This window comes from Arthrobacter livingstonensis, from assembly GCF_003219815.1.
Lineage (GTDB): Bacteria > Actinomycetota > Actinomycetes > Actinomycetales > Micrococcaceae > Specibacter > Specibacter livingstonensis.
In genome coordinates, this window is record NZ_QJVD01000003.1 from 55,616 (window position 1) to 69,039 (window position 13,424).

Annotated in this window: 11 protein-coding genes; 7 read left to right on the forward strand and 4 right to left on the reverse strand. The window is 67.5% G+C overall.

The features are described 5' to 3' along the window. The first annotated feature begins 1 nt into the window (after position 1). Positions 2-850, forward strand: coding sequence for a 3-hydroxybutyrate dehydrogenase (locus tag CVV68_RS03810; RefSeq protein ID WP_110499692.1), 849 nt, complete (start codon positions 2-4; stop codon positions 848-850). 154 nt (positions 851-1,004) lie between these two features. Here the strand turns inward: CVV68_RS03810 and CVV68_RS03815 are convergent, their stop codons facing one another. After that, positions 1,005-1,913 carry a LysR family transcriptional regulator gene (locus CVV68_RS03815; protein WP_110499693.1) on the reverse strand — a complete coding sequence of 303 codons (909 nt, stop codon included), beginning with the start codon at positions 1,911-1,913 and terminating at the stop codon, positions 1,005-1,007. A gap of 159 nt (positions 1,914-2,072) precedes the next feature. On the opposite strand from CVV68_RS03815, the gene mmsB reads away from it, so the two are divergent. The 4 genes from mmsB to CVV68_RS03835 are packed head-to-tail and all read left to right on the forward strand — an operon-like array spanning position 2,073 to position 6,666. After that, on the forward strand, positions 2,073-3,041 hold the full coding sequence (mmsB, locus tag CVV68_RS03820; RefSeq protein ID WP_110499694.1) for a 3-hydroxyisobutyrate dehydrogenase: 969 nt from the start codon (positions 2,073-2,075) through the stop codon (positions 3,039-3,041). 13 nt (positions 3,042-3,054) lie between these two features. Then, complete coding sequence (locus tag CVV68_RS03825) at positions 3,055-4,551, forward strand: aldehyde dehydrogenase family protein (RefSeq protein ID WP_110499695.1); 1,497 nt, start codon at positions 3,055-3,057, stop codon at positions 4,549-4,551. Next, the gene (locus CVV68_RS03830; protein ID WP_110499696.1) at positions 4,544-5,824 is read left to right on the forward strand and encodes a CaiB/BaiF CoA transferase family protein; all 1,281 of its coding nucleotides are present in this window, start codon (positions 4,544-4,546) and stop codon (positions 5,822-5,824) included. Before CVV68_RS03825 ends, CVV68_RS03830 begins: the two co-directional genes overlap by 8 nt. A 53-nt stretch (positions 5,825-5,877) precedes the next feature. Continuing rightward, on the forward strand, positions 5,878-6,666 hold the full coding sequence (locus CVV68_RS03835) for an enoyl-CoA hydratase/isomerase family protein (RefSeq protein ID WP_110499697.1): 789 nt from the start codon (positions 5,878-5,880) through the stop codon (positions 6,664-6,666). Positions 6,667-6,799: 133 nt separating this feature from the next. Here the strand turns inward: CVV68_RS03835 and CVV68_RS03840 are convergent, their stop codons facing one another. Together CVV68_RS03840 and CVV68_RS03845 are read right to left on the reverse strand one after the other, a co-directional pair. Further along, positions 6,800-7,474 (reverse strand): ABC transporter ATP-binding protein, encoded by a 675-nt coding sequence (locus CVV68_RS03840; RefSeq protein ID WP_110499698.1) that lies wholly within the window; start codon positions 7,472-7,474, stop codon positions 6,800-6,802. 3 nt (positions 7,475-7,477) lie between these two features. Then, entirely contained in the window at positions 7,478-8,944 is a 1,467-nt protein-coding gene (locus CVV68_RS03845) for an ABC transporter permease (RefSeq protein WP_110499699.1), read from the reverse strand. 162 nt (positions 8,945-9,106) lie between these two features. Here CVV68_RS03845 and CVV68_RS03850 point away from each other — a divergent pair, with 162 nt between their 5' ends. Further along, entirely contained in the window at positions 9,107-10,180 is a 1,074-nt protein-coding gene (locus CVV68_RS03850) for a lipid II:glycine glycyltransferase FemX (RefSeq protein WP_110499700.1), read from the forward strand. A 576-nt stretch (positions 10,181-10,756) separates the two neighbouring features. Further along, a complete protein-coding gene (locus CVV68_RS03855; protein WP_110499854.1) occupies positions 10,757-12,211 on the forward strand; it encodes a threonine/serine exporter family protein in 1,455 nt (484 codons plus the stop codon). 294 nt (positions 12,212-12,505) lie between these two features. On the opposite strand, the gene CVV68_RS03860 is transcribed toward CVV68_RS03855, so the two are convergent. Then, the gene (locus tag CVV68_RS03860) at positions 12,506-13,360 is read right to left on the reverse strand and encodes a siderophore-interacting protein (protein ID WP_438502609.1); all 855 of its coding nucleotides are present in this window, start codon (positions 13,358-13,360) and stop codon (positions 12,506-12,508) included. Positions 13,361-13,424: the final 64 nt, after the last annotated feature.

Sequence of the window (13,424 nt, forward strand, 5' to 3'; positions counted from 1 at the left end):
CATGAACGCGAATGAAACAGTGCCGCCGGCCGGACCGGGCGCCGCGCGTGTGACGGGCATCGGGAGTGTGACGGGCGAGGTGCGTGGGGCTGGCGGGCGGCCGGCCGACGGCGGACTGGCAGGGAAGCGTGCGCTCGTCACCGGCGGTGCCGGCGGCCTGGGTGCCGCTACCGCGCGCGCGCTCGCGGCCCAGGGCGCCTACGTGATTGTGGCCGACCGGGACGGGGCCGGGGCCGCTGCGGTGGCCGCGGAGGTGGGTGGCGAGGCCTGGGAGGTTGACCTGCTGGACACCGCCGCGCTGGAAACGCTCAAGCTCGACGTGGACATCCTGGTCAACAACGCCGGCATCCAGTCCATCAGCCCGATCGAGGACTTTGACCCGGCCGCGTTCCGCCGCATCCTCACCATCATGCTGGAGGCGCCCTTCCTGCTGATCCGGGCCGCGCTGCCGCACATGTACGAACAGAACTACGGGCGCATCATCAACATGTCTTCCATCCACGGCCTGCGCGCATCCTCCTTCAAGTCCGCCTACGTGGCCGCCAAGCACGGGCTCGAGGGACTGTCCAAGGTCACTGCCCGAGAAGGCGGCGGGCACGGCGTGACGAGCAACTGCGTCAACCCCGGCTATGTGCGCACACCCCTGGTGGAGGGGCAGGTGGCCGACCAGGCGAGGACCCACGGCATCCCCGAGGAGCAGGTGGTGGCCGAGGTCATGCTCGCCAACAGCGCCATCAAGCGGCTGATCGAGCCGGAGGAAATTGCCGCCCTGGTGGCCTGGCTGGCCTCCGACCAGGCCGCCATGGTGACGGGAAGTTCCTACGTCATGGACGGCGGCTGGACAGCCTAGCCCTTCCCTCGCAAAGCACGACGACGGGAGGCCACCTTCACAGCGAAGGCGGCCTCCCGTCGTCGTGCTTGAACCGACCCTCCCTGACGTCCCTTTGGCAATGAAAAGGGAGGGAGTGTTGGGGAAAAGGCCGCCAAGGGTGATCGGGCGTTGGTCAGGCGGGGACGAGCTGTCGGCGGCGGCGGTGGGTTTCCTGCAGGAAGGCCGCCACCACTGCCTGGACGGCCGGGGACCGCAGCGACTCCGGCCTCGCGGCGGCCCAAAACTGCACCTTTTGGGCAATCCCGCCGGGCAGGACGCGGACCAGGCCGTCCTGTCCGTCCGCCATGAACGCGGGCAGCATGGCGATCCCGGCGTTCGCCCGGACTGCCTCGATCTGGGCAAACACGCTGGTGCACTGGAACTCGGCCGGTTCGCTGGTCAGCCGGTGGTGCTGTTCGGACAGCTCCGCCACCTGCAGCGTCGACTCCACATAGGAGATGAAGCGGTGGCCCTTCAGGGCCGCCTCGGTCTCCGGAAGTCCGTGGGCCTGCGCATATCCGGTCCCCGCATACAGCCGCAGCGTGTAGTCGGAAAGGAAAATGACCTCCGCCCGGCCTGCGTCGACACTGCCGGGCACCACTTCCAGGTCCACGCCGGAACGGTTCCTGCTCAGCCGCCGCGTGGCGCTGAGCAGTTCCACCCGCAGCATCGGATGCCTGCGCTGCAGCCGGACCAGCGCCGGTGTGGCGATGAGCGCGCCAAAGCCGTCGGAGGTGCTGACCCGCACCACGCCGGAGACAACGTCCACGCCGCCTTCGATTCCCGTGGCCAGCGAGTTCAGGCTCGTTTCAATTCCCTCGGCCGCGGCAACCGCCGCGCGCCCCAGCTCCGTCAACTCCCATCCCTGCGGCGTGCGCTCCAGCGTCCGCCCGCCCAACTGCCGCTCCAGCGCCAATATTCGCCGCGATACGGTGGTGTGCGTGGTCCCCAGGGCGTCGGCGACGGCGGTGAAACGCCCCAGCCGGGCCACAGTTAGCAGGACCAGCAGGTCATCCGGACTGGGAAACCTCTTGAAATCCATAAAATGACCCTCCTTCACCCTTCATCAAGTGCAAATGTGCACATGCACTCTGCCTTTTTCGGTCTTGTTTGCACTCTAACAGGCTGTGATGCTGGTCATGTCCGGGAATTAAATCCAGTCCGGGGCATAATGGGTTGAGTAGGCAAAGGGGCTTTCATCATGGCAGTTGTGGCATGGATAGGTTTGGGCAACATGGGCGGGCCCATGACGGCGAACATGGTCAAGGCGGGGCACACCGTCAAGGGATTTGACCTCAGCCCCAACGCGCTCGCCGCCGCCGGCGCCCACGGGGTGGAAGCCGCGGCCTCGATCGCGGCGGCAGTACAGGGGGCCGACGTCGTCTTCACCATGCTCCCCAAGGGCGACCACGTCCGCAGCGTGTACTTTGGCGAAGCCGGCATCCTCGCCAACGCCGCCACGGCAACCCTGCTCATCGACTCCTCCACCATTGACATTGACTCCGCACAGGCCGTGCACGACGCCGCCGCTGCCGCCGGCTTCCGCTTTGTGGACGCCCCGGTTTCGGGCGGCATGAGCGGCGCCACTGCCGGAACGCTCACTTTCATGATCGGCGGCGAAAGCGGCGCCGTGGCGGACGCCTCCGGGTTCATCGAGCCGATGTCCGCGAACATTATCCCCACGGGCGGCGCCACCACCGGCCAGGCCGCGAAGATCTGCAACAACCTGATGCTGTTCATCAACCTGGCCTCCACCTCTGAAGGCGCGGTGCTGGCCGACCGACTGGGCCTGGACAAGCAGGTCTTTTGGGATATCGCCTCCGTATCCTCCGGCGACAGCTGGGCGCTGCGCACCTGGTACCCGGTGGCCGGCGTCGTGCCCACCTCGGCAGCCAACAACGACTTTGCCCCCACTTTTACTGCCGAACTGGCCAACAAGGACATCGGCCTGGCCATCGCCGCGGCCCGCAGCACGGACACCCCGCTGGAAATTGGCGAGCACGTCCAGCAGTTGTTCCAGCGCCTCATTGACGGCGGGCAGGGCGCCAAGGACTGCTCCATGATTGTGTCCCTGGTGGACGGCTCACTCCAGACGGGCGAGGCTGCACCCGGCCCCAACGCGGCCGCATCCAATCAGGCCACACCCGGCCCCGCCGCATCCAACGCATAGGAAGGCACCTGCCATGACTGAGGTTTCAACGAATGCCGCCGTCCGGGACTGGCCCATGTGGATCGGGGGAGAGGAACAGCCCTCTTCCGGTGCACAGTGGCGCGAGGTGTTCAATCCCGCCCGCCGCGAAGCGGTTATCGCCCGTGTCCCAGCCGGCACGGTGGAGGACGTGGACCGCGCCGTGGCCGCAGCCCGTGCGGCCTACCCGGCCTGGCGCGCCCAGCACTTCACCGGCCGGGCCAAGGCGCTGCTCGCCATCGCCGACGAACTGGAGCAGCGGACCGAGGAATTTGCCCGCCTGACCGCACTGGACACCGGCAATGCCCTGCGCACCCAGGCCCGCCCCGAATCCACCACCATGGTGGCGATGTTCCGGTACTTCGCCGGGATCGCCGGGGAAGTCAAGGGCACCACGCTGCCGGCCGGCGAGAACCAACTGCAGTACACGCGGCTGGAACCCCTGGGCGTGGTGGCCGCCATCCTGCCCTGGAACTCGCCGCTGATGATCGCAGCGTTCAAGATTCCGGCCGCGCTCGCGGCCGGCAACACCGTCATCATGAAGGCGGCCGACGACGCCCCGCTCACCATCCTGCTGCTGGCGGAGGTGTGCAACAAGCACCTGCCCGCCGGCGTCGTCAACGCCCTGACCGGGCGTGGCGCCGTCATTGGGGACGCCCTGGCCACCCACCCCGGCGTCGACAAGGTCTCCTTCACCGGCTCCACCGAGGTGGGCCGGATGGTGGCCGGCCAGGCCGGCACCCGGTTGGCGCACATGTCGCTTGAACTGGGCGGGAAGAACCCCTCCATCGTTTTCCCCGACGCGGCCGACGACGACGAACTCATCGACGGCCTGCTCCTGGCCTCCCGCTTCACCCGCCAGGGCCAAAGCTGCACGGCCGGCTCCCGCCTCTTCCTCCACGAGGACATTTACGACGACGTCCTGGGCCGGCTCAGCGCCAAGCTTGGCGCCCTGAAAGTGGGCGATCCCATGGACGAGGCATCGGACATGGGCGCCATCATCAATGCCAAGCAGCACAGCTCCATCACCGGCTTCCTTGACGAAGGCCGCGCCACCCCCGGCATGAAGGCCGTGCTGGGCGGCAGCGCCCCCACCGAAGGCGCCCTGACCGAGGGCTACTACCACCTGCCCACCATTTTTGGCGGGGCCAGCAACGAATTCCGGTTGGCACAGGAGGAAATCTTCGGCCCCGTCCTGGTAGCCATCCCGTGGAAGGACACGGCGGAGGTGATCGGCATGGCCAACGACACCAACTACGGGCTGGCCGCCTACGTCTGGAGCCACGACCTGGACAACGCCCTGAACACCGCGCACCGGATCGACGCCGGCTGGGTGCAGGTCAACCAGGGCGGAGGCCAGGTGGTGGGCCAGTCCTACGGCGGGTACAAGCAAAGCGGCATTGGCCGGGAAGTGTCATTGGAGGGCATGCTGGCCGGGTTCACCCAGACCAAGCAGATCAACGTGAAGCTGCGCGGGGTGCCCAATGCCTGACACCACGGGGCTGCCGCTGGAGGGCGTGCGCATCCTGGACCTGAGCCGCGCGCTCGCCGGCCCCTACGCCACCGCCCTGCTGGCCGATCTCGGCGCGGACATCATCAAGACCGAAAGCATCAAGGGCGGGGATTCCAGCAGGTCCTGGCCGCCGTTTGAAAACGACCACAGCCTGTACTTCGACTCCGCCAACCGCGGCAAGTCCTCCATCGCCATCGATTTCTACACGCCCGAAGGCAGGGAACTGCTGTGGCAGCTGGCGGTGGGCTCCGACGTCGTGGTGGAAAACTTCCGCCCCGGAGTGCTGGCCACCATGGGCCTGGACCCGGAGGCACTGCGGGCCGCGAAACCGGGGCTCATTGTGGCCTCCGTCAGCGGCTTCGGCGCCACCGGCCCGCTGAGCCAGGCACCGGGCCTGGACCAGGTGGCCCAGGGCATGACCGGGCTGATGTCAGTCACCGGCGCCGACGCCGACACCATGTACCGGGTGGGCGTGCCGATCATTGACATGGTCTCCGGCATTAACACGGCCCTGGCCATCGCCGCCGCCCTGGTGGGCCGGAACCGGACGGGCCAGGGGATGGAGGTCTCGACGTCGCTTCTGGAAACGGGACTGGCGCTCGGTGCCTTCCAGGGCCAGAAATACCTGAGCACCGGCGAGGTTCCCGTGCCGCAGGGCAACAACCACCCGGTCCTGTCCCCGTATGGGGTGTTCGCCACGGCGGACATTCCCGTCATCATCGCCGTGGGCAACCAAAAGCAGTGGCGGGACGTGTGCGTGCTGCTGGGGGACCCGAAGCTGGCCGACAACCCGGACTACGCCACCGGAAAATTGCGCAACGTGAACCGGGAGGCGCTGAAGGTGGTGCTCGAGGGCCTGCTGAAACACCGCGCCGCCGGCGAATGGCTGCCGCTGCTGCGCGGTGCCGCCATTCCGGCCGGGCCCATCTACAACTACGAACAGGCCTTTGCCGATCCGCAGGTCCGGGCGCTGGACATGGTGGACACCGTGCACCGCGCCGACGGTTCGGCGCTGCCGCTGGTCCGCGGCCCCATCTCCGTCAACCGGCAGGCGCCGCGGATCCGCAAGGCCCCGCCGTCGCTGGGCGAGGACACCCTGGCCGTGCTCGCCGGCCTTGGCCTGAGCCCGGAGCAGGTCGCCGGGCTGGTGGATGCCGGGATAGTGCTGGCGGCACCGGCCGGTGCGGCACCCGCAGTGCCGTCGGGTGCGGCGTCGGCTGCGTCCGGAGCACCGTCGGGCGCGGCGGCATGAGCGCGCCGCCGGCAAAACCGGCCGGGCCCATGAAGGCAAGGAGACGGACTGGCATGCTGCGCACTGAACAGCACGGGCCGGTGGCAACCCTGGTCATGGACAATCCCGGCATGCGCAACGCCATCACGGCGGACATGTGGCAGCAGTTCGCCGACCTCCTGGCGCAGCTGGAGGCAGACGACACCGTGAAGGTGGTGGTGGTGCGCGGGGCCGGGGGGCACTTCTCCGCCGGCGCCGACATCGCCTCGCTGCAGCAGATCCTGCACGATCCCGCCACCGGTCAGCGGGACGGCGGCGACATCACCGTCGCCGAGGATGCCCTGGCCCGCTTCCGCAAGCCCACCGTCGGCGCCGTCGACGGCTACTGCGTGGGCGGCGGCTGGCAGATCGCCGGCGCCTGCGACATCAGGCTGGCATCGGAAAACGCGATCTTTGGCATTACGCCCGCCAAGATCGGCATTGTCTACCCGCTTTCCGGGATCCGGCGGCTGGTGCAGCTGGTGGGCCCGGCGGCCGCCAAGTACCTGCTGTTCAGCGGCGACTTTGTCAACGCCGTGGAAGCCCAGCGGCTCGGCCTGGCCATGCAGGTGCTGCCCGCGGACAGCTTCTGGGATGACGTCCACGCCTTTGCCCTGCACCTGGCCGGGCGCTCGCAGTTCTCCCTCCAGTCCCAAAAGGACCTGGTCAACGCCATCAGCGACCGCGTCCCGGAGGCGGACCTGGCCGAACGCAACGCTTATTGGCAGCGCGAGATGGCCGCCAGCGCGGACCCCCGGATCGGGATTGCAGCCTTCCTGGCCAAGGAGACGCCGCAGTTCACCTGGCTCCGCCCCTCCGAGTGACGCGGCGGCGCCGTCGGCTGCATGCCCACCTACTTTCCGATGGACACCGGCTGCTCGTGCGCCGTTGTGGCGCAGTTGCTGAATTTTCAGCCGCTGCGCCACGGTGGTTTAAGCGTGTTTAGGCGGCCAGGTCTTAATGGTCTTCGGTGATCTTGCCGCGGGCCAGGCGGAACTGCCTGTCCGTCTGCGATGCCAGGGCCTGGTCGTGGGTAACCACCAGGATCGTGGTTTTCTTTTCGTGGGCCAGCTGGCGCAGCAGCGCAATGATGAGCTCGCCTGTTTCATCGTCCAGGTTGCCCGTGGGCTCGTCCGCCAGAATCAGCTTCGGGTTGTTGGCCAGCGCCCGGGCAATGGCCACGCGCTGCTGCATGCCGCCGGAGAGCCGGTTGGCCAGCCGGCCGTGCATCTCCTCCGTCAGCTCCACCTGGTTCAGCAGCTCGGCGGCACGCTTGGTTCGCTCGGAGCGGGAGACGCCCGCGAACTCCATGGGCAGCATGACGTTTTCCCGCGCGGACAGGTTTGGGATGAGGTTGTACTGCTGGAACACGAACCCGATGTCGTCGCGCCGGTACGCCGTCAGCTTCCTGTCCGGCAGCGTGGAAAGGTTCACGTCGTCCACGACGACGTCCCCCGAGGTTGCCTTGTCCAGTGCGCCCAGGAGCGATAGCAGCGTGCTTTTGCCGCTGCCGCTCTTGCCCAGGATGGCGGCGAAGGTGCCCTGTTCCAGGCTGAAGCTCACCCCGTTCACGGGCTTGATGGTGCGGTCCCCGGAATTGAACGACTTGACAACGTCTTTGACACTGAGCATGGCTTACTCTCCTCGCAGGACTTCGATGGGGCGGACCTTGGCGGTCAGCAGGGCCGGGATCAAGGCCCCGATGGCGGCGATCACCAGGATGCCGACGACGCCCAGCACCAGGGTCTGCCAGCCGATGGACGTGCTGATGGTGCCAATGAGCTGGTCGGCGCCGGCGAACGCGCCGCGGGTCCGGGTGAACCCGCCGCCGCCGCCGCCTCCGCCGAAGCCGCCGCCCGCACCGCGCACCGGGCCGGCCGCCGAACTGGTGGAGGCGGTGTTCCCGGCCACCAGGGCGCTGACAATCGGATTGCTGCTGAAGGCGGCCACCACGCCGCCCACCACGGTACCCAGGACCACCAGCACCATGGCCTCCAGGACGAACTGCACGCCGATGGTGCGGTTGGAGGCGCCGATCGCCTTCAACACGCCAATCTCCCGGCGCCGTTCACGCACCACCATGATCATGATCAGCAGGACGATCAGCCCGGCCGTGACCAGTGAGGCGATGAAGGCGATCAAGGAAATGCTCTGCACGCTGCCCAGCGAGGTGATGGCCGATTCCAGGTTGGTGGATCCGGCGGTGACATCAACCTTGTCCGCGCCCAGGGCCGTGGTGAGCGATGCCTGCGTGGCGGAGACGTTCTCGATGGTGTCCACCACCACGTTCAGGCTGCTCAGCTGGCCCGCCTGGGACGTCAAGGTCTGGGTGGCGGCGAGGGGCAGGTAGATGCCGTTGTTGTCGAACGCGTCGCCGGCGTCGAAAATGCCGGTGACCTTCATGGTCCGGTCCTGGATGGTAAAGGTGGAGCCGACCTTCAGGGAGTTCTTCGTGGCGAGCGTGGAGCCCACCAGCGCCTGGGTTGACGAGGCGGCAAAGTCGGTCAGCTGTGCACCGCCGGTCACGTTGATGGCCGTCCCGGTGGCGGTGGTGGAGGTGGAAACGCCCGTTGCCTGGATCGGGATGGTGAACGCCGGCCGGGTGGTGGTGCTGCCCGTTGTCCCTCCGGTGGCGTCCGAGGAACTGCCGTTGCTGTTGTTGCGCTGCCCGAGGACCCCCGGATCCACGGCCGACTTCAGGCTGGTGGTGCCGCTGGAGCCGAAGCCGCCGCCGGGGCCGCCCCGGTCACCGCTGGAGGAACCGGTGCCCGTACCCGTACTGCCTGACGTGGCGGCCGCGTTGGACAGCCGCACAGACAATGTCCCATTGACGCTCACCAAATGGGCAACGGTGGCCGCCTTGGTGGCGTCCGCCGTCGTCAGCGGGTTGCCGCCGCCCAGGCCGCCCCGGGAGCCGGCCGGGTTGACAGTGAGGTTGTTGCCCACCGACGCCTTGAGGGAGTCGACCTTGGCGCCCACCGCCTGGTTGGCCACCAGCATGGCCAGCGCCAAACCAATGGCCACCGCCAAAATGACCACCACGGCGCCGCTGCGCACCTTGTTGCGGAACGCATTGCCCACGCTCCGGGAAACCACACCCATGTCTTGCTCCCTGCACCTGTGGCTGCCCGAGCGGCAGCCGTCCTGTTTATATGTTGTGGCGGCATGCAGGGTGTTTCGTATGGACAGGCTGTGCGTGGGATGTGAGAAGCCCGGCCGCTAGACTTGAAGCAGCGAACACATGCCGACGTGATTGAGGGTCTCTTGCTGGAATTTACCGCCCGATTTGCCACCGCCGCCGAGATCGACCAGTGGGACACACTGGTCACCGCGAACCCCAACGGTGGCAACCTGCTCCAGTCCGCCTCCTTTGCGGCCGTGAAGAAAAACTACGGCTGGGCACCCCAGTTCCTGGCGTTTGAGAGCGCGGACTACACGAGCTACAACTTGGCGCTGGAGAAGAAATTCCCCGGTTTGGGCCGCCTGTGGTACCTGATCAAGGGTCCGGACACCAGGGACGTGGCGCACATTCCGGCCATGATGGAGGCGCTGCACGATTTCACCAGGCGCGCCCGGCTGAATGTGTTTGCCGCCAAGATCGAGCCGGACGTCATTGCCTCCGCCCAGGCACGCGCTGTCCTTGCGGGCGCCGGATTCATCAAGGTGCCGGACCTGCAGCCCAACGACAGCACGGCCCTGCTGGACATCTCCCCGGAACCGAACCAGCTCCTGCGCAACCTGCACTCGCGGGGTCGCAATGCGGTGCGCCGTGCCCTGCGCGAAGAGGTCGAGGTGGTCCGTCCCGAAGCCACCGAGGCCACACAGCGGGCCCTGTACGAGCTCATGGTGGGCACCTTTGAGGCCAAGAATGCCGGGGCGGCCCGCGAGTTTGCCTACTTCCGGCAGTTCTGGAGCGAGTTCGCAAGCCGCGGCCAGGGCCGGTTTTATTTTGTCCACGAGAACGGGGTCCCTTCGGTGGGCGCGTTCGTCATCAACTACGGCACCAAGGCCACGTACAAGGACGGCGGCTCGCTGCAAAAGCGCTCGCAGTACGGCGATTCGCACCTGATCCAGTGGGAGGCCATCCTGGACATGAAGGAGCTCGGAGCCGTCCAGTACGACTTCTGCGGCACACCGCCGTCGGACAAGCTCAAGGACCCCACGCACCCCCACCACGGACTGGGTCTGTTCAAGACCAGCTTTACGAAGACGGTCACCGACTTTGTCGGCTGTTGGGACGTGGCGTTCAGTCCCGTGCGGTATAAATTGTGGACGGCCGTGGGCGAACGGGTGCTCCGCCAGCTTTACACCCGTCGCACCGGACAAAAGTTTTACTAGCATTCGACAACGACAACGACAACGACAACGACAACGACAACGACGACGGCGGCCCGTCCGGCCGCTGTTGGATTCGGCGGGGCGTGGCCCCAGGGAGAGTGGATGAGCAGCAGCCCCAGTGATCGGGAACGGCAGGAACGGGAACGGCTAAACACGGGTTCCGCCGGTGACGGCGTCGCGCCCGCGGGCAGCCACGACGGCACGATGGCCGCCCGCGGGGCTGCGAAACCCGCGCGCAACGGTGCGAATGCTGCCCTCGGGGCCGTGAAGCCTGGTGGTGGCGGTGCGAAGGCTCCCCTCGGGGCCGTGAAGCCTGGTGGTGGCGGTGCGAAGGCTCCCCTCGGGGCCGTGAAGCCTGGTGGTGGCGGTGCGAAGGCTCCCCTCGGGGCCGTGAAGCCTGGTGGTGGCGGTGCGAAGGCTCCCCTCGGGGCCGTGAAGCCTGGTGGTGGCGGTGCGAAGGCTCCCCTCGGGGCCGTGAAGCCTGGTGGTGGCGGTGCGAAGGCTGCCCTCGGGGCTGTGAAGGCTGCCGGTGGCCCCACGAAGGCTGCCCGGGATGGCGCGGCGCCGGCGGCCGGGATGATCCCCCGCGTTCCGATACCGGTCGTATCGCCCTTGTTGCCGCCGTCGCGCCCCAACCGGGCCGCCCGCAATGTGCTGCGCCGCCTGGTGCAGGGCGAGACGCCGCCCACGGCACCCATGAACATTGTGGAGCGGTTGGCTGGCAGCCCGTACGCCAACCCCATGATCCAGGTGGGGAAGGCGGACGAATCCGCCCGCAAGACCATCGACTTCGCGCTGCGCCTGGCCGAGACCATGTTCCGGTACGGGGCCGGCGCCCTGGAAGTGGAGACGTCCATCATTGCCGTGACGGCCGCCTTTGGCCTGCGCAACATTGAAGTGGACATCACCAACCAGTCGGTCATCATCAACTACGCCCACCGCGACGGCGTGCCCATCACGCTGCTGCGCGTTGTCCGGTCCTGGACCAACAACTATGCCGGACTTGTACAGGTGCACGAGCTCGTGACGGACATTGTCACCGGCGGCGTGGCCCGGGCCGAGGCTTATCGCCGGCTGGACACCATCATCAAGCGGCCCAAGCCCTTCCCTCGATGGATGGTGTCACTGGCCGAGGCCGTGTTCGCCGCTGCCGTGGTCGGTGTCATCGGCGGCAGCCCGTTTGGCATGGGCGTGGCGTTGCTGACCATCCTGCTGGCCGGGCAGGTTGCCAGGGTGCTTGGCAAGTGGCGGGTGCCTGACTTCTTTGTCACTGCCTTCACCTCCTTCATCGTCACGATGGTGGCCGTGGTGTGTTTCATGGTGCACGTTCCCCTGAGTCCGTCGATGGTGGTGGCCGGCGGAATCCTGCTTCTGCTGCCATCGGGACGGCTGGTCTCGGCCGTGCAGGATGCCATCAACGGCTTCCCGGTCACGGCCTCCGGGCGGTTCCTCTCCGCGTTCCTGACGTTTGGCGCCATCGTTGCGGGCATCGCCGTCGCACTCGTCGCGGCCGCGATGCTGGGCGGGGACCGGATCACCGTGGCCGAGCCGATTGTCGGCGCACTGCCCCTCTATGTGATTTTGCCGCTGGTGGCGCTCGCCACGGTGGCCATCTGCATCGCCGAACAAACGTCGGTCAGGCTGCTGGTGCCGACCATGGCCGTGGCCCTGGTCGGCTACATGGCCTACTATTTCGGCATGCAGCTGGGCCTGGGCGGACGGTTTGCGCCGGCACTGGCTGCCGTGGTGATCGGCATCCTGGCCCGCGTCATTGCGCTGCGGCTGGGAGCGCCGCAATTGGTGGTGGCCGTGCCGTCGATCATCTTTCTGCTGGTGGGGCTGTCCATCTTCCGCGCCATGTTCGTCATGACGCTCACGCCGGGGGACTCGGTGACTGGCGCCGTGGGCATCTTCAACGCACTCGTGGTCATCCTGGCCGTGGCCGCCGGCGTGGTCCTGGGCGACAACATGGCCCGCCCGCTCACCCGCACCAACGGGCACAAGGACCGGCGCCGGAACCGGCGGCGGTAAGCGGGAGGCCGGGATCCGGCGTGTCGGCCTGGGGGCCTGCAGGTATCGCGTCAAAGCCATCACGTGGGCTGGTCCCAGCCGCCGATTGTTCACGTGGGCTGGTGTTAGCGACGAAAACGGCGTTGTAACTACCGGTCCAACGGCCAACCCCCGACCCAACGTATGGGCGCCTGGGAGTCGGCCACACTTCCCCGTCCAGGTTCGAGATAACCACCGATTGTGACAACAGCGGGGTGTCGTTTTCTCGAACGTCACGAGCCGGGGCGTTGTTTTCTCGAACGGGGGGGGTACCGGCTACAGGATCTTGCCGATCGGCTGTTTCTTCTCCGCCTGGAAGTAGTCCTCGGTGCGGCCGTAGGCCCAGTAGCCGGAGAGTGAAACCTGGCTGCGGGGCAGCCCGCGCTGTTTGAACAGGACGTCGCGCAGGGCCTTCATGTATTCGCGTTCACCATGGACGAAGGCGTCGACGTCGCCTGCGGGCCACGGGCCGTTGGCGACGGCGTCCGCCAACAAGGTCCTTTCGGCCGGGGTGGCGCCCTCGCGGAACAGCCACGTCACCTCGACGGCGGCCGGTGCGGCAAGGGGCTGGATGTCCGCGGCGGTATCCACCTCAAGGTAGGCATGGCCCGAGGCATCCGCAGGAAGCGACTCCACGGCCGCAGCGATGGCCGGCAGCGCCGCCTCGTCGCCGGCAAACAGGTACCAGTCCGCCTCCGGGTTGGGCCGGTACGCGCCGCCGGGACCGGAAAAGATGATGCGGTCCCCGGGCGCCGCAGCCTCGGCCCACGGCCCGGCGAGACCGGAGTCGCCGTGAACCACGAAGTCGATCGCAATCTCCGCCGCGGCCAAATCCACCCAGCGGACGGTGTACGTGCGGGTCGCCGGCCACTGCTCCCGCGGCATGGATTCGCGCAGCGCAAAAACGTCCACGGGCTCGGCATAGTCCACTCCGGGCTGCAGAAAATGGATCTTCACATACATGTCCGTGGCGTCCTTGGCCACAAACTCGGCCAGGCCCGGTCCGCCCGCCACCACGCGCACCATGTGCGGGCTGAGCCGCTCCTTGCGCACCACGTTCAGGACGAATTGGGTTCGGCGCTTCACGGCCGGCGCAACGAACGCTTCCGTGCTGGTCTGGGCGGGGTTCACAAATCACTCCTGGAAGGGGGGCCGGCAGCACCATCGGCCGCCCGCTTAGCTTGCCCTTACACTA